Below are 24,817 nucleotides of genomic sequence, written 5' to 3' on the forward strand. Positions count from 1 at the left end.
GGAAAGTCTCAACCGTTTTTTCAAGGATACGCTTGAGGTTCATGAGCCAGGACATTCACGACTTCGTCATCCCGTCGTGCGAGCTGCTGGGGCTCGGCGAGCCGACGCACCAGGAGCCCGCCTTCGGGTGGATCCGCAACGAACTGTTCGCCCGGCTGGTCGACCGGGGCTTCCGGTCGATCGCCCTGGAAACCGACCGGGGGGCCGCGTTCACCGTGGACGACTTCGTCCGCGAGGGGGTGGGCACCCTCGATGCGGCGATGCGCGAGGGCTTCTCGCACGGCTTCGGCGAGCACGCCGCCAACCGCCGACTCGTCTCCTGGATGCGGGAGTTCAACCGGACCCGACCGCCGGCGGAGCGGCTGTCCTTCCACGGCTTCGACGCCCCGACCGAGAACTACAGCGCCCCCAGCCCGCGCCGCTACCTCGAACACGCCCGCGACTACCTGCAGCTCGGCACGGACGTCGGCACCGACACCGGCACCGACACCGGCACTGGCACCGGCACCGGCACCGACGCGGGCGCGGGCGTCGACGTCGACATCGCCGGTCCGGCCGGCGAGGACGAGCGCTGGAGCCGGGCCGAGGCGGTGCTGGACCCGGCGCAGTCGCCCGGTGCCACCGCCGAGGCCCAGCGGCTGCGCTGCCTGGCCGACGACCTGCTCAACCGACTCCACGCGCGGGCACCGGAGTTGATCGCAGCGACCTCCCTGGCACGGTGGGCCAGGGCCAGGGCGCAGCTGACCGCGGGCATCGGTCTGCTGCGCTACCACGCGCAGTCGGCGGTCCCGGGCCTCACCCCGAGCGACCGCCTGAGCGGCCTGATCGGTGTGCGGGACGCGCTCATGGCGCAGAACCTCCTCGACATCCGCGAGTTCGAAGCGCGGCGCGGGCCGACGCTGGTCTTCTCGCACAACCAGCACCTGCGGCGGAACCCGAGCACCTGGGCCCTGGGCGAGCTGGACTGCGGCTGGAACAGCGCGGGTCGCATCGTCGGTGCGCTGCTGGGCGAACGGTACGCCTTCATCGCCGCGAGCCTGGGCCGCAGCGAGGCCATCGGGCTGGCCGAACCCGCCCCGGACACCTACGAGGCGCAACTCCAACAGCGCATCCTTCACTGGGAGCTGACCGAGGCGGTGCTGCCCGCCGGAGGCCGTGAGCGCACCGACACCACGCCGCGGCAAGGCTACTTCCCGCTCGACCGGGAGGTGCTCGACGGCGCGGCCGCACTCCTGCACGTCGCCGACGGCGCGGCGGTGGCGGCAGCCGCGGAGGCACGGGCGGCAGCCGCGGAGGCGCGGGAAGGAACTGCGGCAGCACCCGAAGGCTGAGCGGTGTCCGGCCCCGGGTAGGCCGCCCGCAGGTGGGACACCAGGGCGGCGGTCGGCGGCGCGGCGGGCCGGCCGCCCGGCCAGGCCAGGGCGATCCGCACGCGCGGGACGGGGTCGGCCAGCGGGCGGATCCGCAGTCCGGGGTGGGGGCCCGGGTCCGGCAGGACGGCGACGCCCAGCCCGTGTGCCGCGAGTTCCGCCAACTGCGGTGGCGCGGCGGCCTCGACGCCGACGGTCGGGCACGCCCCGACCTCGGCCAGGGCGCGTTCCAGGGCGGTGCGCATGCCGGTGCCGCGCGGGGTGCTCACCAGGGGGTGTCCGGCCAGCGCGGCGATCGGGAGCCGGTCGTTCCGGCCGGCCTCGCGCAGCGCGGGGCCTTCCGGACCACCGGGGTGCGCGGCGCCGGCCCGGGCGGTCGCGAGCGGGTGGTGCTCGGGGCAGGCCGCGACCAGCGGGACCTCGAGCACGGCATGCAGGGCGAGCCCGGCCAGGGTCGTCCAGCCGTCGTCGTCCTCCCGCCCGCTCGCGGCGGCGGGCAACGCGATCACCGCGAGGTCCAGCCGTCCGTCGCGCAGTGCGGCGAGCATGCCCGCGGTGGTGTCCTCGGCCAGCGAGAAGTCGATGCCGGGGTGCTCCTGGCGGAACGCGGCGAGGGTGGTGGCGAGCCCGGGGAAGGCGCCCGGCTCGGCCGGCGGGCTCAGCGCCGCCCCGGCGACCATGCCCAGCCGTACGTGTCCGCGCTGCAGACCGCCGAACTCCTGCGCCGTCCGCCGGGCCGCCGCGGCGGAGGCGAGCGCGGCCCGCGCGTGCGGCAGCACCGCCTCGCCGACCGGGGTGAGGCGCACGGTGCGGCCCGAGCGGTCGAGCAGCGGGTGGCCGAGCTCGCGCTCCAGCTGCCGGATCTGCGAACTGACCCCGGGTTGGGTCAGGTGCAGCAGCTGCGCGGCCCGGGTGAAGCTGCCGTGCTGGGCGACGGCGACGAAGTACCGGAGCTGCCGCAGTTCCATAACCGCCGATCATAGGCGGCAGAACTCCCCGGTCTTGGACGGGCGTACGGTTCCGGCCGCAGGCTGGACGCATGGAAACCGTGCCGCAGGAACAGGACACCGACCGGCCCCGCCGGAACCCGAGCATCCGGCAGGAGATCGCGGCCGAGCGCCGTGAACTCGCCGAGCTGTTCGCCGATCTCACCCCCGAGCAGTGGAACGCGCCCTCGCTGTGCGGGGGTTGGCGGGTCCGTGAGGTGGCCGCGCACATGAGCACCGGCTTCCGGCACTCGACCGCGCGCACCCTCCTGGAACTCGCCCGCTCCGGCGGCAACGTCCATCGCATGGCCGACCGGATCGCCCGCCGCGACGCCGCCGCCATGACCGAGCGCGCACTCGCCGCCGCCATGGCCGAGCACGCCGACCACCCCTGGCGCCCGCCCGTCGGCGGACCGATCGCCGCTCTGGCCCACGACGCCGTCCACGGCCTCGACATCACCGTGGCGCTCGGACTGCCCGCGCGGCTGCCGGTGGAGCGGGCGACGGCCGTGCTGGCCGGTGTCTCCCCCTTCTCCCTGCGCTTCTTCGGGGCGCGGCTCGACGGCGTCCGGCTGGAGGCGACGGACGCGGACTGGGCGTACGGGGCCGGTCCGCTGGTCGTGGCCGGCCGGGCAGAGCACCTCCTCCTGGTGGCGTACGGGCGGCGGGTGCCGGAAGGGCTGTTGTCGGGGCCGGGCGCCGGACGCTACGTCCGGGGCGGGTGACCCGGGGCGGGTGACCCGGGGCGGGTGACCCGAGGCGGGCAGGAAGCGGCCCGCCCCCGCGGCCGTCCGCGGCCGTCATGCGCGTTCCGGGGGCCGGTGCCTACGATCGGAGGAAGCCCTTCCGGATGGTGGTGAGACGGAAGCCAGGTCGCCGATGCCCCCGAGGTCCGTGCAGTGGCCGCCGTACGTGCGGGTCGCGCCGTGGTTGCTGATCATCGGCGGGCTGCTGTGGAACTCGCAGGGTCCGGCCGACTACTGGGGCGATCCGATGCTGGCGGCGGCCGCCGTGCTGGCGGGCGCGCTGCTGGGCCTGCGGGACACCCTCGCGGTGGGAGCGGCCAATCTGACCGGGATCCTGGTGCTGTCCGTCCGGGACGGCTCGATCGGGACCGGGGACGGCTACCTGGAACTGGCGAACACGGCTTTCGCCGCGCTGCTCGGCATCGGGGTGAACCGGGTGGTGGCCCGGCACGGGCGGCGGCTGGAGCGGGTGCGGTCGGTGGCGGAGGCGGCGCAGCGGGCGGTGCTGCCGGAGCCGCCGGGGCGGGTGGGCGCGCTGTCGGTCGCGGCCTGCTACCGGGCCGCGGCCGACGAGGCGCTGATCGGCGGTGACGCGTACGCGCTGCAGGCCACCCCGTACGGCGTCCGGGCGTTGATCGCGGACGTGCGGGGCAAGGGGCTGCACGCGGTGGGGGCGGTCTCGGTGCTGCTGGGGGCCTTCCGGGAGGCCTCGCACCGGGTGCCGGACCTGGTGGCGCTCGCGGACGCGCTGGAGGACTCACTGCTCCGGGAGCCCGAGCAGCTGAGCGAGGAGCAGCGGATGGAGGGGTTCATCACGGCGCTGCTGGTGGAGTTCCCGCCGGGGGAGGCCGCGGTGCGCACCCTGGACTGCGGGCACCCCGGCCCGTACCTGCTGAGCCCCGGTCCGTACCCGCCCGCCCCCGGTCCGTACCCGCCCGCCCCCGGTCCGGCCCCGGCCGCGGTCGCTCCGCCCGCCCCCGGTCCGGCCCCGGCCGCGGTTGCTCCGCCCGCCTCCCCGCTCGCGCGGGCGGGCCGGCCGCAGGTGCGCCGGTGGGACGCGACCGACCCCGGACTGCCGCTGGGGATGGGCGCGCTGGGGGCCGGGCGGTCCGCGCCGGAGCGCCGGCCGTTCCCGCCCGGGTGCACGCTGCTGCTGGTCACCGACGGGGTGACCGAGGCCCGGGACGCGGCGGGGGAGTTCTACGACCCGGTGCGCGGGCTGGGCCCGCTGGGGCCGTTCGCCGGGCCGGACGAGGTGCTGGACGCGCTGGTGGCGGACGTCGAGCGGTGGGCCGGCGGGCCGAGGGACGACGACATGGCGGTGCTCGCGATCACCCACCGGGCGGACGGGTGAGGGAGCGGGGCCCGAAGCCCGCGGTGGCGGTGGGGGCCCGGAGGCCGCCGCGGCGGTGATCGGTCGGTTCCACGGTCGCCGAGGGTCACGCGGATATCACGACGAGGTGAAGGGCGCGCGGCACTCCACGGAATCCGGCCAAGTTGAGTGACGGCGTCCGGTGGCCGGAAAGTCGACGTCCGGATATCGGACAGAGAAATGGACGGACGCTCCGGCCGCCCCCGACCGTGCCCCCGGGTGCCGCTCGGGCCGGGACGCCTTGGCGGAGCGGCGTCCGGGGCCGTCCTACGGCGTCCCGGCCGGTCCATAAGGGGACGTAAGAGGCTTCCAAGGGGCGGCTGAGGGAGTGGCGGGTTCCGGCCGAGCCGGGGTTCGTCCGGAAACGGACCCGGTGTTTGCTCCGTGTCGAAGCGGTGACCGAGAGTCGAACCGATGAACGAGAAGCCTCAGCCCCGTCAGGCCCGTCTGCTCGGCCACCGCGATTTCCGGCTCCTGCTGACCGGAGCCGCGGCGGCCCAGACGGGCAGTCAGGTCACCCTGGTCGCGCTGCCCTTGGTGGCGGTGATGGTGCTGGACGCGACCCCGTTCGAGGTCGGTCTGCTGACTGCCGCCGAGACCGCGGCCTTCCTGCTGGTCGGCCTGCCGGCCGGCGCCTGGCTGGACCGGATGCGCAAGCTTCCGGTGCTGATCCGCGCCGACCTCGTGCGCTGCCTGGCCGTGGGGTCGATCCCCCCGGCCGCGGCGCTCGGGGTGCTGACCATGCCGCAGCTCTACCTGGTGGCCCTGGTCACCGGGGTGGCCACGGTGTTCTTCGACGTGGCCCACCAGTCCTTCCTGCCCGCCGTCCTGCCGCGCGAGCAACTGGTCGGCGGCAACGGGGCGCTGGAAACGGTCCGCTCCTCGGCGCAGATCGCCGGGCCGGGCCTCGGCGGCGGGCTCGTCCAGCTGCTCGGCGCGCCGCTCGCCATCGTGGCCGACGCCTGCGGGTACCTGGCCTCCGCGCTGCTGCTCGCCCGGATCCGGGTCGAGGAGCCGCGGCCGGAGCCGGAGCCCGGACGCTCGCTGCGCGCCGAGGTGGCGGAGGGCGTCCGGTTCGTGCTCGGACACCCGCTGCTGCGGGCGATCGCGACCGCCACCGCGGTGTCCAACCTGTTCGCCGCCGTACTGATGGCCGTGCAGACGGTCTTCTGGGTGCGGGTGCTCGACCTGTCGCCCGGCGTGATCGGCGTCCTGCTATCGACCTCCGCCGTCGGCGGGCTGGCGGGCGCGCTGTGCGCAGGCCGGCTGGCGCGGTGGGTCGGGCAGGCCCGGCTGATCTGGCTGTCGACCCTGGTGACGGCGCCGTTCGCGGTGCTCTGGCCGCTGTCCGGCGGCGGTGCGGGCGTGGTGCTGTTCGGCATCGCCTCCGGGGTGGTGCTGTTCGGTGCGGTCGCCTACAACGTCGCCCAGGTCAGCTTCCGGCAGAGCGTCTGCCCGCCCGCGCTGCTCGGGCGGATGAACGCCACCATGCGCTTCCTGGTGTGGGGCACGCTGCCGCTCGGCGCGTTGGGCGGCGGGACCGTCGCCGAGACGGCCGGGCCGCGCACCGCGCTCTGGCTCTGCGCGGCCGGCTTCCTGCTCGTCCCGCTGCCGCTGCTGCTGTCGCCGCTGCGACGGATGCGCGACCTGCCGAACGCCGACGCGCCGGGCGGTGACGCGCCGTCCGGCGACCAGCCCGGGACCGAAACGACCGGCGCCACCCGGGAATCGAGCGCCGACGCGCCCGCCGACGCCAGCGCCGACGCGACCGCCGACGCGACGGCCACCGAGGAGCCCGCCATGAGCCGCAGCACCCCGTGACCCACCCCAGACCTGCCGAGCCGCGACCGGAAACCGGAGACCGTTCCGTGCACGCCAGCATCACCGCCGCCTACCTCGCCCGGTACAGTGCCGCCGCCGCCCGCTCCCCCGTGGAGCTGCTCCCGCTGACCGGCGCCCAGCGGCGCTTCCTGATCACCCGCCGCCTCGCGCCGCAGACCCGGTCCGACGTCGTCCCGCTGCTCTTCGCCTACCCGGCGGGCACCCTCGACCCGGACCGGCTGGGCCGCGCCGCCGCCGCGGTCGCCGGCCGCCACCCCGCCCTGTGCGGCGGATTCGCGACCGTACGCGGCACTCCCGTCCTGCGGGTCGGCGGCCCGTCCGTCGAGGCCGCCCGGATCGCCGTCGCCCCCGGCGGCACGGCCCGCGAGGCGCTGCGCCGCGTCCTGCTGGACTGGCCCGTCGACGGGCCCGCGCTGCGCCTGCTGATCGCCCGGGAGCCGGACGGCGAGGAGGAGTTGCTCGCCCTGGCGCTGGACCACGCCGCCTGTGACGAGCAGTCGCTCGGCGTGCTCACCGCCGAGCTGAGCCGGGCGTACGAGGGGGACGAAGCGCCGGCGGACGGGCCCACCGCGCAGGCCCTGGCCGACTACCGGCAGGCCGTCGAACTCCAGCTCACCGCCGAGGACGCCGCCGGCGGCCCCGCCGCGCAGGCCCACTGGGGCCGCCGGCTAGGCGGCCTGACCGGCGCGGGCGGCGGCGCGGCCGCCGCCACCGGCATGCTCGTCGAGCGGCTGCCCGCCGCCGAGGGGGCCGCCCGCACCGCCGTCTTCCCGGCCCTGCTGGACGCGGTCGGAGTCGCCGCGCACCGGCTCCACCGGGCCCGGGGGCCGCTCCCCGGGGCCGGGGGAGGGCTGCTCGCGCTCGGCTACCCGTGGGGCGGCCGCCCGCCCGGCGCACCCGCCGCGCTCGGCTGCTTCCTCAACACCCTGGTGCACCCGGCCGGGCCGGCCGCCACGGGCGCGCTGGACGACCTCGCCGACGCCTGGTGGGACGACCTCGACCACGCCGGCACCCCGTTCGACGAGGTGGTGCGCGCCGCCCGTACCGCCGGGGCGCCCTGGTCGGGAGCGCTGGACGCCATGCTCACCCTGGAGGACCTGCACCGCCGCCCGCCGCTGGTGCTCGGCGGCACGCCCGGCCGGGAGACCCACCTGGCCGGACGGCCGCTCGCCGCCCCGCTGGCCGTCTCCGCCTCGCACGGCGACGACCTGCTGATCCGGCTCGCCTGGGACAGCGACCGCTTCCCCGAGGCCGACGCCCGGGCCGCCTTCGACGACCTGCTCGCCGTCCTGCGGCAGCACCTGCACGGACGGGCCCGCCTGGCCTCCCACGCCTGACCGCTCCCGCCCCCGGGCGGGAGCGCGACCACCGGAACCCGCGCCCTCACCCGGGGAGCGCGGACCGCACGCCCGCGCCCTTCCCCGTGGCACGGCCCAGACCTCCCGCGCCCTTCCCCAGGGCGCGGCCAGACCTCCCGCGCGCCTCCTCGGGGCGCGGGCCGGATCACCCGCGCCCCCTCCGCGCGGGCCGAACTCCCCATCCCCACACCGGATCCGCCTCGCCGGATCCACCGTGCCCGCGCACGCGTGCCCCGAGGGGCGCGCCCGTGCGCACGCCCGGACCACGGACGCCGGGCCGCGCCCCACCCCAGCGCGCCCCGGTCCACCGGCCGGAGCGGGACCACCCCACGCCCGCCGCCGGCCACCGCAGTGCCGACAAGCCCACCACACAAGGGAAACGCCGATGTTCGCACTCTCTCCGTCCCAGGAGATCGTCTGGCTGCACGAGCAGATGCTGCCGGGAAGCCGCGCCTACAACTTCACCGCCGTCCTCGACCTGTGGGGCACCCTCGACCGGGACGCGCTGTACACCGGTCTGGCCGCCGTCCTGGACCACCACCCCGGCCTGCGGCTGGAGTTGGTGCCGCGGGCCGAGGGCCTGCCCGGACAGCGGGTCGCCGAGGGGTGCCGCCCTGAGCTGCGCCACAGCGACTTCTCCGCCGAGGCCGACCCGGAGGCCGCCTTCCGGCGGCTGCTCGCCGCCGAGGCCGAGGAGCCGGTGGACACGGAGCGCGCGCCGGTGCTGCGCTGGCACCTGGTCCGGATCGCCGAGGACCACCACCGGCTGATCCACGTCGAGCACCACCTCGTCCACGACGGCCACTCCTTCGCGATCCTGCTGCGCGACCTGTTCACCGTCTACCGCGCCCAGGTCCTCGGCGAGCCGTACGAACTGCCCGCCGCGCCCTCGTACGAGGAGCACGCGCGCGCCGCCGCCGACCTCCCCCGCGACCGCGGACTCGACTTCTGGACCAAGGAGTTGACCGGCGCCCCGCGCGAGGTCACGCTCCCCGGCCTGGCCCGGCCGGGCGTCGAGCGGCGCCACCGCGGCGGGCAGCTGCGCCAGGCGATCGGTGCCGACCTCGCCGAACGGCTGCGCGAGCGCAGCACGGCGGACGGCCACACCCCGTTCAGCACCCTGCTCGCCCTGCTCGCCGAACTGCTGCGCCGGCACAGCGGGCACCGCGAGATGGTGATCGGGACCGCCGTCGGCAACCGTCCGGAGGGCTTCGAGGGCACCGTCGGCATGTTCGTGAACACGGTGCCGCTGCGCCTGCGGCTCGACCCCGCGGCCACCGGCACCGACGCCGTCGACGAGGCCACCGACGTGCTGATGCGCGCGCTGCCGTACCAGGACCTGCCGGTCCAGGAGCTGACCCGCCGGCTCGGCCTGCACACCGGTGGCGCCGACAACCCGCTGTGGAACGTGATGTTCAGCGCGCACGACGCGGCGCTGCCGGACGTCCAGGCGCCCGGGCTCGAGGTCTCGCTGTACGAGGGGTTCAACACCGGCACCACCCGCTTCGACCTCGACGTGGTGCTGCTGCCGGACGACCGCCGGGTGGTCGGCGAGAAGCACGGCGCCGCCGGGATGACCCTGGTCTGGGACTACGACGCCGACCTGTTCCGCGAGTCGGACGCGGTGCTGCTCTCCGAGCGGCTGCTGGAGCTGCTGCGCTGCTACCTCGACCGCCCGCAGGCGCCGATCGCCGAGCTGGCCCCCGCCGCCGAGGCGGAGGCCGAGCCGACCGCCCTGCCCGCCGGCACGATCCCGGACGCGCTCGACCCGGCCGCCGTCCACGACCCGACCGCGCTCGCCCTGCTGGCCGGCACCGAGCGGATCAGCTACGGCGAACTCGACCACCGGGTCACCGAGTTGGTCGAGCGGCTGCGCGCCGCCGGGGTCACCCCGGGCCAGCCGGTGGCCACCGTGCTGCCGCGCGGCGCCGACAGCGTCGTCGCCCTGCTCGCCTGTCTGCGCCACGGCGCCGTCTACGCGCCGCTGTCCACCGAGGACCCGGCCGCCCGGCTCGGCCTGCTGCTGGAGCGGCTGAGCCCGGCGCTGGTGCTGGCCACCCGGCAGAGCGCGCTCGCGCTGCCCGCCGAGGGCGTCACCCCGGCGCTGCTGGACGGCCCGGCCTTCCCGAAGGCCGAGCCCGCCGCCGTGCTGGACGGCGCCGCGTACCTGATCCACACCTCCGGCTCCACCGGCGTGCCTAAGCCCGTGCAGGTCGGCCGGGAGGCCCTCGCCGGGTACGTCGCCGCGATCGCCGCCCGCTACGAACTCACCTCCGCCGACCGGGTGCTGCTGTTCGCCCGGCCGTCCTTCGACGTGGCCCTGGAGGAGGTGCTGCCCGCCCTCGCGGTCGGTGCCGCCCTGGTCGTGCCGCAGCGCGAGGTGCCCACCGGGCCCGAGCTGGTCGCCGTACTGGCCGCCCGCGGCGTCACCGTCGCCAACCTGCCGACCAGCTACCTGCTCGCCGTCCGCGAGGACCTGCGCGAGGCGCTGCGCGACGGCCGGTGGACGCCCCGGCTGCTCGTGCTCGGCGGCGAGCGCCTGCCCGCCCGGGCCCTCGCCGGCCTGACCGACGCCACCACCGTGCTGAACGCCTACGGCGTCACCGAGGCGACCGTCACCTCCACCGTGCACCGGGTGACCGCCGCCGACATCGCCGAGGACGGCGAGATCCCGCTCGGCACCGAACTGGACGGCGTGCGGATGCACGTCCTGGACGACACGCTGCGCCCGCTGCCGGCCGGCTGCGTCGGCGAACTCGCGGTCGCCGGACCGATGCTGGCCGACGGCTACGTCGGCCTGCCGGAGCCGACCGCCGCCCGCTTCGCCACCGTCCCCGCGCTCGGCGGCGCCCGGGTCTACCGCACCGGCGACCGCGGCTACCGCGACCTGGACGGCCGGCTGTGGTTCCTCGGCCGCGCCGACAACCAGGTCAAGCTGCGCGGCCACCGGATCGAGCTGGAGGAGATCGAGGCCGCGGCCTCCGCCGAACTCGGCGGCCGCCCCTGCGCGGTGGTGCTGCACACCGATCCGCAGGCCGGCCCCCGGCTGCTCGGCTTCCTGGAGGGCGGCGGCAGCGTCGACCAGGCCGCCATGCACGAGGCGCTCGCCCGCCGACTGCCCGCCGGACTCGTCCCGGCGAGCTGGACCGCCGTCCCGGCGATGCCGACCCTGCCCGGCGGCAAGCCCGACCGCGCCGCCCTCGCCCGCCTGGTCGACGAGTCCGCGGCCGAGCCCGCCGAGCGGCAGACCGCGCCGACCGCCTTCGCCGACCCCGGCCAGGAGCTGATCGCCGCCGCCTGGCGCGAGGTGCTCGGCCACGACCGCTTCTCCCCGGACTCGCACTTCTTCGAGGTCGGCGGCCACTCGCTGCTCGCCGCTCAGCTCGCCGCCTACCTGGAACCCCATCTCGGCACCCGCCCGCCGCTGCGCACCCTGTTCCGCCACGCCGTGCTGGCCGACCAGGCCCGCGTCCTCACCGGAGACGCCAAGTGAGCGCCCCCTCCGCCGTCCTGGAGGACGGCCACCACGAACTCGTGGACGCCTTCGAGAGCTTCATCCGCCGCGAACTCGTCCCTCTCGCCGCCGAGTTGCCCGAGACCGCCGACCAGGTGCCGGGCGACCTGCGCCGCTACGTCCGCAAGCGCTCCGCCGCGCTCGGCTTCTACGCGGGCGACTACCCCGAGGAGCTCGGCGGCTCCGACATGCCCTTCACCGCCGTCGTCCTGCTGCACCACGCCGCCGGGCGCAGCGGCTGCGTCCTCGCGCCGTACGCGCTGGCCGGCTCCGACGGCCCCAGTCCGCTGCTGCGCCACGGCACCCCCGAGCAGGTCGAGCGCCACCTGGTCCCGCTGGTGCGCGGCGAGCAGACCCGCTGCCTCGCCCTCACCGAGCCGCACGCCGGCTCCGACGCCTTCCGGCTCACCACCACCGCCGTCCGCGAGGGCGAGCGCTGGGTGATCAACGGGCGCAAGACCTTCGTCAGCAACGCCGAGCACGCCGGGCTCGCCCTGGTCGTCGCCGCCACCGACCTCGGTGACGGCGCCGGCCCCACCGGCGGCGCCACCGCCTTCGTGCTGCCGATGGACCAGCCCGGTCTGCGGATCGGCCAGCGCTACGAGGGCATGTCCGGCGAGCCGCTGTTCGAGCTGCTGCTCGACGGCGTCACCGTCGGCCCGGAGGCCGTGATCGGCGGCGAGGAGGGCGTCGGCGCGGCCACCGCCCTCGCCATCGACAGCCTCTCCCGCGGCCGCCTGGTGGTCGCCGCGATGTGCAACGGCATCGCCGAGTACGCGCTGCGCGTCGGCGTCGACTACGCCAAGGAACGGCGCGCCTTCGGCCGGGTGATCGGCGAGTACCAGCACGTCCAGGAGCACCTGGTCGCCACCCGGGCCGAGGTCGAGGCCTCCAAGCTGCTCACCCTCGCCTGCGCCCGGCTGGTCGACGAGGGCACCGAGTCCCCCGAGAACGCCGCGCTCGCCAAGCTCACCGCCTCCGAGACCGCCGTGCGCGCGGTCGACCGCTCGCTCCAGGTGCACGGCGCCACCGGCTGGGTGCGCGGCCACCCGCTGGAGTTCCTGTACCGCTACGTGCGGATGACGACGATCATCGAGGGCACCTCCGAGGTGCAGAAGGTGATCATCGCCCGTTCCATGGGCCTGAACTGACGGCCTGTCACACCCCTAGAGCGAAGGAGACCCCGATGGAACCCCTGAGCATCGGGCACGGCCGTCCGCACCAGGACGGCGCGGTCCTCGACCTGTTCACCACCTGGGCGCACCGCACCCCGGACGCCCCGGCCCTGATCGACGGCGAGCGGACGTACAGCTACGCCGAACTCGACCGCCTCGCCGACAGAACGGCCGAGGCCCTGCGCGGCAAGGTCGGCCCGGGCGACCTGCTCGGCGTCTGCCTCGGCCACTCGGTGTCGCTGGTGGCCGTCACCCTGGCCGCCGCCAAGCTCGGCGCCGTCCACCTGCCGCTCGGCCCCCGCCCGGGCGAGCACCGGCTGCGCGCCGTCGCCGAGCAGCTGCGCCCGGCCTGCCTGGTCGGCGAGCCGGCCCTGCTGCCGCCCGGCGGCGAACGACTGCCGCTGGACCTGCCCACCGCCGGCGTGGTGGCCGCACTGACCCCCTGCGAGCAGGTGCCCGTCCCGGTCGGCACCCACTACGCGGTGCTCACCTCCGGCTCCACCGGCACCCCGAAGGCCGTCGCCGTCACCGAGCCCGCGCTCGGCGCGCTGCTGCAGTGGTACCGCGAGCTGGCCGGACTCGGCCCCGGCGCGCGGCACAGCCTGCTGATCGGCGTCGCCTTCGACCCGCACCTGATGGAGCTGTGGGCCGGTCTCACCTCCGGCGCCGCCCTGGTCGTCGCCCCCGAGGCCGTCCGCTGGGACTCCGGCGCGCTCACCGAGTGGTGGCGCGAGGCCGGCATCACCGCGGCCATCCTGCCCACCCCGCTCGCCGAGCCCGTCCTCGGCCGCCCGTGGCCCGCCGGCCTGGCGCTGCGCCACCTCACGATCGGCGGCGACCGGCTGCGCCGCGCCCCCGGGCCGGACGTCACCGCGAGCGTCCACAACGCCTACGGCCCGGCCGAGGCCACCGTCACCACCACCGTGCACACCATGGCCCCCGGCGGCGACCACGGCGCCGGCGCCCCGCCGATCGGGCTGCCGATCCCGGGCGCGGTCGTGCTCGTCACCGACGAGGACGGCCGGCCGGTGCCCCGCGGCACCGCCGGTGAACTGCGGATCGGCGGCCGGGGCCTGGCCGCCGGGTACCTCGACCCCGAGCTGACCGCCCGCCGCTTCGTCGCCGCACCCGAGGGCGTGGACGGCACCGACCGGGTCTACCGCACCGGCGACCGGGTGGTCATGCGGGCGGACGGGGTGCTGGAGTTCCACGGCCGGCTGGACGACCAGGTCAAGGTCAGCGGCGTCCGGATCGAACCCGCCGAGGTCGAGGCCGCGTTCGAGCGCGACCCGGCGGTGCGCCGGGCGGTGGTCGCCGCCGAGCAGGCACCGACCGGCGGCGTCCGGCTGCTCGCTTTCGTCCAGCTCGCGGACGGCCCCGCGGACGGCCCCGCGAGCGGCGTCACGGACGGCCCCGCGGAGGCGGCCCTCGCGGCCGGCGCGGCGGCCGGCGAGGCCGCGGCACGGCTGCTCGACGCCGTACGGCCCTGGCTGCCCGAGCAGGCGGTGCCCTCGGCCGTCCGCCTGGTCGACCGCTACCCGCTCGACGCCAACGGCAAGGTCGACCGCCGGGCCCTGCTGGCCGAGGCGCAGCCGGAGCCCGCCGCCGAGGAGGGCGACACCCCGGTGGAGCGCACCGTGCTCAAGCTCTGCCGCGAGCTGATCGGCCGCGCCGACCTCGGGCCCACCGACAACTTCCTGGCCTCGGGCGGCAATTCACTCGCCGCCGCCCGGCTCCTGGAGGCCCTGGACAGCGAGTACGGGATACGGCTGCGCGCGCCCCTGGTGCTGCGCCAGCCGGACCTGCGGGCCGTCGCCCGACTGGTCGAGGAGCGGCTGGCCGCCCCGACCGCGACCGCCTGACCCTCCCGAACCACCTCAGCAGGGCGCCCCGGCCCGTACCGCCGGGGCGCCCGGAAGGGACCACCATGACCACCGCGACCCTGCCCGCGCTGATCGCCCGGCAGGCCGAACGGCAGCCCGACGCGCTCGCCGTGACCGACGGCTCCACCGTCCTCACCTACCGCGGACTCCTCGACGCCGCCGGCCGCCTGGCCGCCGTGCTGACCGAGCGGGGGATCGGCCCCGGCAGCGCCGTCGGCCTGCTCTGCGCCCGCTCCACCCGCCTGGTCGTCGCCCAGCTCGCGATCTGGCGCGCCGGCGGCCACGTCCTCCCGCTGGACCCGGCCTACCCGCGCCCGCGCATCGCCGAGATGACCGCCGACGCCGGGGCGGAGCTCGTCCTCGGCGACAAGGCGATGCTCGCCGAGGCCGGACTGGCCGAGGAACGGACCCTCGTCCTGGCCGAGTACGGCCCCGACACCGGCCCCGGCACCGATCCGGACGCGGCCGGCCCGCTGCCCGACGCCGCCGAGCCGGCCGCTCCCGCCCTGGTCTTCTACACCTCCGGTTCCACCGGCCGGCCCAAGGGCGTGCTCGTCCCGCACCGCGCCGTCGCCGACCTGGTCACCGCCCCCGACGCGATCGCCGTCGGCCCGCGCGACCGGGTGCTGTTCCACTCCGCCGTCACCTTCGACGCCTCCACCTTCGAGCTGTGGGCCCCGCTGGCCCGGGGCGCCGCCGTCGCGGTCTCCCCGGCCGACCGGCCCACCGCCGAGGAACTCGGCCGCGACGTCGAGCGGTTCGGCGTCACCACCCTGCTGCTCACCAGCGCCCTCTTCCACCACCTGGCCGCCCGCCAGTCCCGGATCTTCGGCGTCCTGCGCACCCTGGCGGTCGGCGGCGAGGTGCTCTCGCCCGAGCACGCCGACGCCGTGCTGCGCGCCTTCCCGTGGCTCGAACTGGTCAACGTGTACGGGCCGACCGAGGCCACCACCTTCACCACCCTGCACCGGGTGACCCCGGCCGACTGCGCCGGGCCCGTCCCGATCGGCCGGCCCTTCGGCGGCGCCCGCACCCTGGTCCTGGACGAGCGGCTCGCCCCGGTGCCGACCGGCACCGTCGGCGAACTCTGGATCGCCGGCGACCGCCTCGCCCACGGCTACCTCAACCGGCCCGAGCTGACCGCCGAGCGCTTCCGCGAACTGCCCGAGGTCGGGCGGGCCTACCGCAGCGGCGATCTCGTGCGCCAACGCCCGGACGGGACGCTGGAGTTCCACGGCCGGACGGACGAGCAGGTCAAGCTGCGCGGCTACCGGATCGAACCGGGCGAGATCGAGCACGCGCTGCTGCAGCTCCCCGAGGTCGCCGAGGCCGCGGTCGTGGTCCGACGGGCCGGGCAGCACGACGCCGCCCTCACCGCCTGCCTGGTCCTCGCCGAGGGCGCCGGCCAGGCCGTCGAGCCGCTGCGCGCCCGCCTCGCCGAGCGGCTGCCCGCCCACCTGGTGCCCACCGTCTGGACGGTGCTCGACGCGCTGCCGCTGACCGGCTCCGGCAAGGTCGACCGGCGCGCCCTGGCCGCCGACGACGCGGTCGGGCAGCGCCCCTCCGGGGGCGGCGAGCTGACCCCGATCCAGCAGGTGGTCGCCGAGGCCTGGAGCCGGGCCCTGGAGCGGCCGATCACCGACCCGGCCGCCGACTTCCTCGCCGAGGGCGGCCACTCGCTGCTCGCCATGTGGGTCGTCGACGACCTGCGCGAGGACCTCGGGGTCGAGCTCTCGCTCGCCGACTTCCTCGACCACCCGACCATCGCCGGCCAGGCGGAGCTGCTCGAACGGGCGCTGCTGGCCGCCGACGGGCCGAGCGGCGCCGAAGCACCCCGGGGAGCGGCCCGATGAGCGCCGTGGACCAGGCCGAACTGCTGCGCCGCGCCCGCAGCCGCCGGAACGCCACCGCCCCCGCGCCGCGGCCCGCCGCGGTGGCCGACGGCCCCGCCCCGCTCTCGCACGCCCAGCAGCGGATGTGGCTGATGGACCACCTCGGCCAGGGCGGCGCCCTCTACAACGTCCCGATCGCCACCCGGCTGCGCGGCCCGCTCGACCGGGTCGCCCTCGCCGGCGCGATCACCGGCCTCACCGAGCGGCACGCCGTCCTGCGCACCCGCTACCCGCGCCGGGCCGGGCAGCCGTACCAGCAGGTCGACCCGGTCACCCCGGTACCGCTGCCGGTGGTCGACACCAGGACCGAGCAGGCCGCCGCGGAACAGCTCGCCGCCGAGGCCGCCCGCCCGTTCGAGCTCGCCACCGGCCCGGTGCTGCGCGCCCTGCTGCTGCGGCACGGACCGGAGGACCACACGCTGCTTCTGACGATCCATCACATCGCGGTCGACGGCGGCTCGCTGCCCGTCCTGGCCGCCGACCTCGCGGCGCTCTACGCCGCCGCGCGCGACGGCGTGGCACCGCAACTCCCGGCGCCCGGGCCCTCGTACGCCGAGTACGCGCGCCAGGAACGGGCCCGGGACGCCGAACTCACGGCCGCCGCCGACACCCTCGCCCTCCGGCTGGCCGGGGCCCGCCCGCCGGCGCTGCTGCGGCCCGTCCCGCCCGGCGCCCGCGAGCGCCGCGCCGCGCTGCACGCCGCGCCGCTGGACCCGGCCGTCGTGGACGGCCTGCGCGGGCTCGGCGCCCGGCACGGCGCCACGCTGTTCACCGTCGTGCTCGCCGCCGCGTTCGCCACCCTGCGGACGGCCACCGGGCAGGGCGCCCTCGTCCTCGGCTGCGCGAGCGGCCACCGGGCCCGGCCCGAGCTGCGGAACACCGTCGGCCTGGCGGTCAACACCCTTGCGGTCCGGGTCGACGCGTCCGGCGAGGAGTCCTTCGCCGAGCTGCTGACCGCGGTGCGCGGCGAACTCCTCGACGCCCAGCGGCACCACGACGTGCCCTTCGATCTCGTGGTCGAGCGGCTCGGCGCGGCGGCCCGCGGCGCGGACGGCACGGCGCTGCTCTCGGTCACCTGCGACCTCGTCCAGCCGGTCGCACCGCTGACGCTGCCCGGCATCGACTCCGAGAACGTGGAACTCGACCTCGGGCTGGCCAAGTTCGGGCTGGCCATGCTGGTCGAGGACGGCCCGGAGCCGCGCTGCCTGGTCCAGCACGACCGGGACGCGCTGGACGAGGCCACCGCCCGGCGGCTGCTCGACGCCTTCGCCGCCGTGCTCGCCGCCGTGGCGGGGGAGGCGGACCCGCGGCTGTCCGAGCTCCCCGGCAGCCCGCTGACCGCCGCCGAACACCCGGTGGTGGCAGGGCTGTCGGCCGATCCTTCGGTGGTCGAGGCCGCCGTGGCCGAGCGCGCCGGCGGCCCGCCGCTCGCCTTCGCGGTGGTCCGCGGACCGGTCGCCCCGTCCGGCTCCCAGCTGCGCGCCGCCCTGCGCGGACGCCTCGGGTCGGCCGAACTCCCGCTCGCCGTCACGCTGGTGGACCGCATCCCCCGGCACCCGGACGGTACCGTCGACCACGCCCGGCTGCCCGGCGTCCAGGCCCACGGGGACGGCCCGCGGACGGACGGCCCGTCGGCGGACGGCCCGTCGGGGGAAGGCCCGTCGGCGGACGGTCCGCTGGACACCGTCCGGACGGCCTTCGGCGAGCTGCTCGGCACCACCCCGCCCGCCGACGGCGACTTCTTCGCCCTCGGCGGCCACTCCCTGGTCGCCGTCCAACTCGCCGAACGGCTGCGCACCCGCACCGGGTTGCCGCTCACCGGCCTCGACATCCTGGAGCAGCGCACCCCGCGCGCCCTGGCCGCGCTGCTGGCCGGCCGCGAGGACGAGCGCCGCGCCGCCCTGGCCCGTACCGGCGCCCGCCCGCACACCCGCCCCCGCACCGGCACCGTCCTGCTCACCGGCGCCACCGGCGGGGTCGGCGCCGCCGTCCTCCAGGAGCTGATGGCCCAGGGCCGGCCGGTGCGGGTGCTGGTCCGCCCGGAATCCGCGCACCTGCCCGCCCTGAACGGCGCCGAGGTGGTGGAGGGCGACCTCGCGGACCCGGACAGCCTGCGGCGCGCGGTCGAGGGCGCGGACGCGGTGATCCACTCCGCCTGCACCTTCACCGACCACGCCACCGACGTCGCCGCCATGCGCGCGCTGGTGGACGGCTGGCGCGGCGGCCCCTTCGCCTTCGTCAGCAGCATCGACGCCTACGGCCGCCCGGAGCGCACCGAGGTCCCCGAGGGGGCGCCGAGCGGCGCGGCCGTCACCGCGTACGGTCAGGCCAAGCTGGACTGCGAGCGGATCCTCTTCGAGGCCGCCGCCGACGGCCGGGGCCCGGTCACCGCCGTGCGCGCCCCGATCGTCTGGGGCCCGCACCACCGCCTGCGCGACCAGCTCCGCTGGGGCTCCACCGGCGACCTCTACCAGGCCGCCCTGGCCGGCCGGCCGATCCGCCTGCCGGAGACGGCGGACACCGTGGGCGCCGCGGGTGCCGCGGCCGGCTGGTACGGCGCCTCCTGGGTGCACGCCGCCGCCCTGGCCCGGGCGCTCGCCGCCTGCGCGGTGCCCGACCACCCGGCCGCCGGGCGGGTCGTCAACGCGGTCACCGGACACGTCTCCTGGGCGGACTTCACGGCCGAGCTGGTCCGTCTGCTCGGCTCCGACAGCCCGCTGCTCGTCGCTCCCGACGCGGACGACGAACTGCGCCGCCCCTGGCGCTACCGGGCCGACACCCTGGCCGCCGCGCTCACCCCCGAGCCGGGCGAGGACTGGCGCACCGTCCTGGCCGCCATGGTCGGCTGACCGGCCCCGCCCCACCGCGGGCGGAGGAGTCCCCGGGCAGCGGACTCCTCCGCCCGGCGGCCGGCCCGCGACCGGCCGCGCGGACCGCCCCCGCTCACCATCCGCGACGAGCGCGCCCGGGGCCGGTCAGGCGGCCGTCAGCCCTGGGCCGTCGGGCGGACGACGATCTCGCTGACGTCGACGCCCTCGGGCTGGTCGACGGCGTAGCCGATGGCGGCGGCGACGGCGGAGGGCGGCATGGCGATCTCCGCGCGCTGCCGGGCGAGCGCGGCCGCCACCTCGGGGCTCGCCCCCTTGCCCACGCCCTCGGTGTCGGTGAAGCCCGGGGAGACGAGGGTGACGCGCAGGTCGGGCCCGGACTCCTGGCGGAGGCCCTCGGTGAGCACCTTCACCGCCGCCTTGGTCGCCGCGTAGACGGCCTGGGGTGGCTTCACGACGTAGGCGGCGGTGGAGGCGACGTTGACGAAGTGGCCGGAGCGCTGCTGCCGGAAGACCGGCAGGGCCGCGGCGATCCCGTTCAGCAGTCCGGTGATGTGGGTGGCGACCATGGCGTCCCAGTCGTCCTGGCGCAGCTCGTCGAAGGGCGAGACCGCCATGGTGCCGGCGTTGGAGACCAGCACGTCGAGGCGGCCGAAGCGGTCGAGCGCGGTCGCGGTGAGGTGCCGCAGGTCCTCCCGGCGCGTCACGTCGACGGTGGTCCCGACGGCGCTGCCGCCGTCGGCGGTGATCCGCGACACCACCTCGTCCAGCCGCTCCCGGCGGCGCCCCCCGAGCACGAGCCGGGCACCCTTCCGGGCGAGGTGGACGGCCGTCTCGGCTCCGATGCCGCTGCCGGCGCCGGTGATGGCCACGACCTTGCCTTCGATTCCTGACACGGGCGGCGTCCTCTCGGTGGGGCGCAGGTCGAGCGCTGACCTACGATGCACGGGGGAATGCAAGTGGGGATCTCTCCGCTTACGCTAAGTGGGGAACTCCCCGCTTGGCAACCGGGCCGTGGGACGGGAAAGGGACGACAGGTGACCGACGGCAGCTCAGAGCGCCCGCTGCGGGCGGACGCGCGCCGCAACAGGGACAAGATCCTCGCGGCCGCGGTGCGGGTGTACGCCGAGGACGGGCTCGACGCCCGGATGGAGCACATCGCGAAGGCGGCGGGCGTCGGCAGTGCCACGCTCTACCGCAACTTCCCCACCCGGGAGGCGCTGATCGAGGCGGTCTACCGCCAGGAGGTGGCGCAGCTGTGCGACGCCGTCCCCGGCCTGCTCGCCGCCCAGCCGCCCTTCCAGGCGCTGTTCGCCTGGACGCGGCTCTTCCTCGACTACGTCGCCGCCAAGTCCGGGATGGCCGACGCCCTGCGCGCCATCGCCGCGACCGGCGGCAATCCGCACGGCCGGAGCCGGGACATGATCGGACGGGCCCTCACCGAGCTGATGGACGCCTGCGCCGCCGCCGGCGCGATCCGCACCGACATCAGCCCCGCCGACATGCTGGCCGCCCTCGAAGGCATCGCCCTCACCTCGGCCCGACCCGACCAGCGGGAACGGGCCGAACGCCTGCTGGACCTCACCCTGGACGGGCTGACGGCCCGTCCGTGACCCCCGCCCGGGGCCGCTCCCGGGAGCCCGGGACGACCGGGAAGCCCTCCGCCTGTCGCCGGGGCCGGATCCACGGTGGGAGCGCCCGACGGCGGTCGGCTGCCGCCCCGACGCGCCCCGGCCAGGGGGCGGCGCCGTCATCCCGTCCGCAGACCGGCCCGTCGTTCCGCCAACGGCACTGCGGGCCGTGCCCGTATCGGTTCGTGCCCCGGTTGTCCCGCCTCCGGCCCCGGTGCCGCCGCCCCCCGGACCGCCGGTCCTTCCCCCCGGGCCCTGGCGCCGCTGCCCCGGGAGCTGCGCCGGCGGTACACCAACCGCCCGCCGGGCTCCGGGGGTTGGGGCGTTTTCCCGAGCGGGCGGGGTGGGCCGACGCGTAGCATCGGAGGCCGGCCTCACGCCGGGGCCGGTGGTGCGGGAGTGGGCGGTGGGAGTGGAGAGGGGGGCGTGTGACGGAGCGTGATGTCCGGCGGGGTGCGGTGCGGCGCGGGGTGGTGGCCCTGGCCGTGTGGTGGCTGTGGATGCCACTGGTCGGCGTGCTGGGGTGGCTGGTCTCCGACGTCGTGTTCGGCGGGTTCGGGCAGCAGGCGCAGACCTATGTGCTGCTGGTCCGGCAGGAGTTGTTCCCGCACGGCGGGCCGCTCGACGCGACGCCGCTGTTCTGGATCTGGGTCGCGATCGGGCTGTGCGGCACGGTGGGCGCGGTCGCCTACGTCGCCGAGCAGTCCGCTGCGGGGTTCCGTGGGTGGCGGGCGCGCCTGGCACTGGCGGTGACGGTGCTGGCGGTGGTCGGCTCGCTGGTACGGGTGGGCACCGGGTTGTGGGACGACGACAAGGACGCGGGCCGCTTCTACGCGGCGGCGACCGTGCTGGACGTCCCGGCCGGCGGCGCGGGCACCCCGCGTTCGGTACTGCCGGTGACCGAGCACGCCCGCCCGGGCGACGGCGACCGCTGCGACCTGGTGGGCGGCGCGGACGTGCCGGCCTGCGTGAAGACCGCACCGATGCCGGACTTCGACTTCGAGGCGCGCACCGCCTCCTACGCGGCGGCGACCAAGGCGCTCACCGACAGTGCCGGCCTGACCTCCGGCGTCCACCTGATGGGGCACAGCCTGCACTACCTGCCCGACGCCTCCCAGGGCGGCGGGGTGTGGACGGCCGTCCTGGACGGCTCGGGCGAGCAGCCGATGGAGGGCATCGCCGTCTGGGACGGCCGCTCCAACTCCGTGGCCACCTGCGCGTTCCGCGGCGACCACGCCTTCGACCGGGCCTTCGCCGGCACGGGGGCGGTGAGCCTGCGCAACCTGCTCGCCGAGCGGTTCCCGGCTCTCGTCTACAGCGACCAGGACATCTGGGGCTACTGCGACGGCGCCGACCCGCGGACCGCCCAACCGGTGGTGGTGGTCTCCGTGGCGCGGCAGACCGGCTGGCGGCAGCGCACGGTGCTGGAGCCCGCCGGGGTGCTGGTCCTGCGCGGCTCGCCGGACGGCCGCCCGAACCTGACCTACCGGGCCGAGGTGGCACCGGGTGACCTCCCCGGCGGGGTGTACCCGGCCTCGGTCGTCCGGGACCAGATCCACGAGGTGCAGTGGCTCGGCGGGCGCGGTGCCAAGGACGACCGAGGCTTCGGCTACTCCCACACCTCGGCGTCCACCAACGCGGGCAACCCGGGCGAGTTCCTGCTGCGCTCGAAGGCGGACGGCCACCTGTACTACGTGACGCCGCTGGTGCCGCGGGAGAGCTCCTCGCAACTGGTGGTGGCGTTCGCCGTCGTGCAGGCCGACCGGGCCGGCGGCGGCCTCAACGACCTGCACGTGTACGTGCGCGGCGACGACAGCCCGTCGGTGAACCTGGACGTGCTGGCCAGCCGGATGGTGTCGTACATGGCGCAGCAGACCTCGATCACCATCAGCGCGGGGCAAGGCGGCGCGCTGCAGGAGATCGTCCCGTTCGGCCGGGACATGTGGCGGGGCTTCGTGGACTTCAACGGGCAGACCCAGGACTACATCGACCTGTCGGGCGATGCCACGGTGACGCCCAACCTGGTGTCGCTGAACGGCAACATCACCGCACCGGGCGGCGGCCAGCCGGCGCCCGCGCCCGGCACCCCGGCCCCGACCGGCCAGCCGTCGGGCCAGCCGTCCTCCCCGCCGTCCGGCCAGCCGTCCTCCGCACCGCCGCCCGCTCCTGCGGGCGACTGCGGCGGGGATCCGGCCCGGCTGACCACCGGGCAGCTCGCGGCCTGCGTCGCGGAGCTGTCCCGGCAGCTGCAGGGGCGCGTCCAGGGCTAGATGTACTGACCACAGAGGTCCCTGCCCGTCGCCGACCTGCCCCGATGCGGTGCGCCGGAAGGCCGCCGGAAGACATCGGAAAGAAAATGGCCCGGAATCCGTCCCCCGTGTCGATCCGCGGCCGCGCCGTTCGACCTGGGAGTGAGAGGGTCGGAAGACGACCCCCCGAACGAGGAGACAGACCATGGCGAAGTACATGCTGATCATGCGGGGCACGGACGAGTCCGTCGCGAAGATGATGGAGACGCCCTTCGAGGAGATGCTCGAAACGGTGGGCCGTTTCAACGAGGAGCTGATCCGGGCGGGCGTGCTCGTCGCCGCCGAGGGCCTGGACGACCCGTCCCAGGGCGTGGTGGTCGACTTCGCCGGGGAGACCCCGGTGGTCACCGACGGGCCGTACGGGGAGACGAAGGAGCTGTTCGGCGGTTTCTACCTGATCGACGTCGCTTCCAAGGAGGAGGCGGTCGAGTGGGCCAAGCGGCTCCCGGCGTTCCCGGGGTCGAAGTGCGAGGTCCGCCGGGTGCCCGGCATCGAGGAGTTCCCGCAGGACAACGAGTGGATCGTCAAGGAGCGGGCCTGGCGCGAGCGGACCGGCCAGCTGTGACGGCCGGGGCCACCGACGGCCCGCCGATCGCCGAGTCGGCGCGGCGGGCCGTCGAGGCCGTCTGGCGGATCGAGTCGGCCCGGATCGTCGGCGCGCTGGCCCGCTACACCGGGGACTTCGCGCTCGCCGAGGACGTCGCGCAGGAGGCCCTGGCGGAGGCCCTCGTCGCCTGGTCGCGCGACGGGGAGCCGGCCAGCCCGGTGGGCTGGCTGCTGGCCACCGCCCGGCGCCGGGCCATCGACGCCTTCCGCCGCAAGTCGGCGCTGGACGAGCGGTACGCCGTGCTCGCGGGCCCCCTCGCCGACGGCGAGCTCAGCTCGGGCGCGTCGGCCGCGCCGGAGCGGACGGACGACCTGCCGTGGGACCCGGACCGGGTCGACGACGACGTCCTCGCGCTGATGTTCACCGCCTGCCACCCCGTGCTCCCGCCGGAGGCGCGGGTCGCGCTCACGCTGCGCGTGGTGGGCGGCCTGTCCAGCGAGGAGATCGCCCGCGCCTTCCTCGTGCCCGTCCCGACCGTGCAGGCCCGGATCACCCGGGCGAAGAAGACGATCGCCGCGGCCCGGGTGCCCTTCGAGCTGCCGCCGCCCGAGCAGCGCCGCGAACGGCTCGGCGCCGTCCTGAGCGTGCTGTACGTGATCTTCACGGAGGGTTCGACGGCGACGGCCGGTGCCGACCTGCTGCGCCCCGACCTCGCCTACGAGGCCGTCCGGCTGGCCCGGACGCTGGCCGCACTGCTGCCCGCCGAGCCGGAGGTGCACGGCCAGCTCGCGCTGTTCGAGCTCACCGCCTCGCGCTTCCCGGCCCGCACCGGGCCCGACGGCGAGGCGGTGCTCCTGGAGGACCAGGACCGCCGCCGCTGGGACCGTTCGGCGATCCGTCGCGGCCTGGCCGCGCTCGGCCGTTCGGCGGCCCTCGGACGGGGCCTCGGCCCGTACGGTCTGCAGGCCTCGATCGCCGCCTGCCACGCCACCGCGCCCTCGGTGGGGGAGACCGACTGGGAGCGCATCGTGCTCCTCTACGAGGCGCTCGGCCGGGTGGCGCCGTCGCCCGTCGTCGAACTCAACCGGGCCGTGGCCGTCGCGATGGCGAACGGCCCGCAGGAGGCGCTGTCCCTGGTCGACGACCTGGTCGCCTCCGGCCGCCTGTCGGGGTCACACCTGCTCCCGACGGTGCGCGGCGAACTCCTGACCCGGCTCGGCCGTACCACCGAGGCCCGGGCCGAACTGGAACTGGCCGCCCGGCTGTGCCGCAACACCCGCGAGCGGTCGGTGCTGCTGCGCAAGGCGGCGGCCCTGGGCTGACGGCGGTGGCCGGGCCTCCGGCCACCGCTGTTACCCGTTACC

Annotated in this window: 15 protein-coding genes and 1 pseudogene; 14 read left to right on the top strand and 2 right to left on the bottom strand. The window is 76.5% G+C overall.

What is annotated here, in order from left to right:
• Positions 1-41 precede the first annotated feature (41 nt).
• Positions 42-1,154, top strand: a pseudogene (locus ACZ6Y7_RS07315) (erythromycin esterase family protein); the annotation flags it as partial.
• 32 nt (positions 1,155-1,186) lie between these two features.
• On the opposite strand, the gene ACZ6Y7_RS07320 reads toward ACZ6Y7_RS07315, so the two are convergent.
• Positions 1,187-2,338 (bottom strand): LysR family transcriptional regulator, encoded by a 1,152-nt coding sequence (locus ACZ6Y7_RS07320; RefSeq protein ID WP_465756851.1) that lies wholly within the window; start codon positions 2,336-2,338, stop codon positions 1,187-1,189.
• 71 nt (positions 2,339-2,409) lie between these two features.
• Between ACZ6Y7_RS07320 and ACZ6Y7_RS07325 the strand changes: the two genes are divergently transcribed.
• From ACZ6Y7_RS07325 to ACZ6Y7_RS07365, 9 genes are all read left to right on the top strand, one after another.
• Positions 2,410-3,081 (top strand): maleylpyruvate isomerase family mycothiol-dependent enzyme, encoded by a 672-nt coding sequence (locus ACZ6Y7_RS07325; RefSeq protein WP_465756852.1) that lies wholly within the window; start codon positions 2,410-2,412, stop codon positions 3,079-3,081.
• A 154-nt stretch (positions 3,082-3,235) separates the two neighbouring features.
• Positions 3,236-4,456 (top strand): PP2C family protein-serine/threonine phosphatase, encoded by a 1,221-nt coding sequence (locus tag ACZ6Y7_RS07330; RefSeq protein ID WP_465756853.1) that lies wholly within the window; start codon positions 3,236-3,238, stop codon positions 4,454-4,456.
• Positions 4,457-4,888: 432 nt separating this feature from the next.
• Positions 4,889-6,295 (top strand): MFS transporter, encoded by a 1,407-nt coding sequence (locus ACZ6Y7_RS07335; protein WP_465756854.1) that lies wholly within the window; start codon positions 4,889-4,891, stop codon positions 6,293-6,295.
• Between the two features lie 47 nt (positions 6,296-6,342).
• Complete coding sequence (locus ACZ6Y7_RS07340; protein ID WP_465756855.1) at positions 6,343-7,653, top strand: non-ribosomal peptide synthetase; 1,311 nt, start codon at positions 6,343-6,345, stop codon at positions 7,651-7,653.
• A 406-nt stretch (positions 7,654-8,059) separates the two neighbouring features.
• On the top strand, positions 8,060-11,167 hold the full coding sequence (locus tag ACZ6Y7_RS07345; protein ID WP_465756856.1) for a non-ribosomal peptide synthetase: 3,108 nt from the start codon (positions 8,060-8,062) through the stop codon (positions 11,165-11,167).
• On the top strand, positions 11,164-12,339 hold the full coding sequence (locus ACZ6Y7_RS07350) for an acyl-CoA dehydrogenase family protein (RefSeq protein WP_465756857.1): 1,176 nt from the start codon (positions 11,164-11,166) through the stop codon (positions 12,337-12,339). The genes ACZ6Y7_RS07345 and ACZ6Y7_RS07350 overlap by 4 nt, the downstream gene beginning before the upstream one ends.
• A 35-nt stretch (positions 12,340-12,374) precedes the next feature.
• The gene (locus tag ACZ6Y7_RS07355) at positions 12,375-14,225 is read left to right on the top strand and encodes an amino acid adenylation domain-containing protein (RefSeq protein ID WP_465756858.1); all 1,851 of its coding nucleotides are present in this window, start codon (positions 12,375-12,377) and stop codon (positions 14,223-14,225) included.
• 65 nt (positions 14,226-14,290) lie between these two features.
• Positions 14,291-16,099 (top strand): non-ribosomal peptide synthetase, encoded by a 1,809-nt coding sequence (locus tag ACZ6Y7_RS07360; RefSeq protein ID WP_465756859.1) that lies wholly within the window; start codon positions 14,291-14,293, stop codon positions 16,097-16,099.
• Positions 16,096-18,987, top strand: coding sequence for a condensation domain-containing protein (locus ACZ6Y7_RS07365; RefSeq protein ID WP_465756860.1), 2,892 nt, complete (start codon positions 16,096-16,098; stop codon positions 18,985-18,987). The genes ACZ6Y7_RS07360 and ACZ6Y7_RS07365 overlap by 4 nt, the downstream gene beginning before the upstream one ends.
• 137 nt (positions 18,988-19,124) lie before the next feature.
• On the opposite strand, the gene ACZ6Y7_RS07370 is transcribed toward ACZ6Y7_RS07365, so the two are convergent.
• Entirely contained in the window at positions 19,125-19,862 is a 738-nt protein-coding gene (locus ACZ6Y7_RS07370) for an SDR family oxidoreductase (RefSeq protein WP_465756861.1), read from the bottom strand.
• Positions 19,863-20,003: 141 nt separating this feature from the next.
• Here ACZ6Y7_RS07370 and ACZ6Y7_RS07375 point away from each other — a divergent pair, with 141 nt between their 5' ends.
• The 4 genes from ACZ6Y7_RS07375 (at position 20,004) to ACZ6Y7_RS07390 (ending at position 24,775) form a co-directional block, all read left to right on the top strand.
• A complete protein-coding gene (locus ACZ6Y7_RS07375; protein WP_465756862.1) occupies positions 20,004-20,579 on the top strand; it encodes a TetR/AcrR family transcriptional regulator in 576 nt (191 codons plus the stop codon).
• 446 nt (positions 20,580-21,025) lie between these two features.
• Positions 21,026-22,867, top strand: a complete 1,842-nt coding sequence (locus ACZ6Y7_RS07380) for a hypothetical protein (protein ID WP_465756863.1) — start codon at positions 21,026-21,028, stop codon at positions 22,865-22,867.
• Positions 22,868-23,051: 184 nt separating this feature from the next.
• Positions 23,052-23,471 carry a YciI family protein gene (locus tag ACZ6Y7_RS07385; protein ID WP_402212068.1) on the top strand — a complete coding sequence of 140 codons (420 nt, stop codon included), beginning with the start codon at positions 23,052-23,054 and terminating at the stop codon, positions 23,469-23,471.
• Positions 23,444-24,775 carry an RNA polymerase sigma factor gene (locus ACZ6Y7_RS07390; protein WP_465757013.1) on the top strand — a complete coding sequence of 444 codons (1,332 nt, stop codon included), beginning with the start codon at positions 23,444-23,446 and terminating at the stop codon, positions 24,773-24,775. The genes ACZ6Y7_RS07385 and ACZ6Y7_RS07390 overlap by 28 nt, the downstream gene beginning before the upstream one ends.
• The last annotated feature ends 42 nt before the right edge of the window (positions 24,776-24,817 follow it).

This window comes from Kitasatospora sp. NPDC053308 (assembly GCF_055585785.1).

Excerpts from the sequence above, each read along its gene's own strand:
- ACZ6Y7_RS07320 (WP_465756851.1), bottom strand. The coding sequence starts at position 2,338 with ATGGAACTGCGGCAGCTCCGGTACTTCGTCGCCGTCGCCCAGCACGGC.
- ACZ6Y7_RS07325 (WP_465756852.1), top strand. The coding sequence starts at position 2,410 with ATGGAAACCGTGCCGCAGGAACAGGACACCGACCGGCCCCGCCGGAAC.
- ACZ6Y7_RS07330 (WP_465756853.1), top strand. The coding sequence starts at position 3,236 with ATGCCCCCGAGGTCCGTGCAGTGGCCGCCGTACGTGCGGGTCGCGCCG.
- ACZ6Y7_RS07335 (WP_465756854.1), top strand. The coding sequence starts at position 4,889 with ATGAACGAGAAGCCTCAGCCCCGTCAGGCCCGTCTGCTCGGCCACCGC.
- ACZ6Y7_RS07345 (WP_465756856.1), top strand. The coding sequence starts at position 8,060 with ATGTTCGCACTCTCTCCGTCCCAGGAGATCGTCTGGCTGCACGAGCAG.
- ACZ6Y7_RS07355 (WP_465756858.1), top strand. The coding sequence starts at position 12,375 with ATGGAACCCCTGAGCATCGGGCACGGCCGTCCGCACCAGGACGGCGCG.
- ACZ6Y7_RS07360 (WP_465756859.1), top strand. The coding sequence starts at position 14,291 with ATGACCACCGCGACCCTGCCCGCGCTGATCGCCCGGCAGGCCGAACGG.
- ACZ6Y7_RS07365 (WP_465756860.1), top strand. The coding sequence starts at position 16,096 with ATGAGCGCCGTGGACCAGGCCGAACTGCTGCGCCGCGCCCGCAGCCGC.
- ACZ6Y7_RS07385 (WP_402212068.1), top strand. The coding sequence starts at position 23,052 with ATGGCGAAGTACATGCTGATCATGCGGGGCACGGACGAGTCCGTCGCG.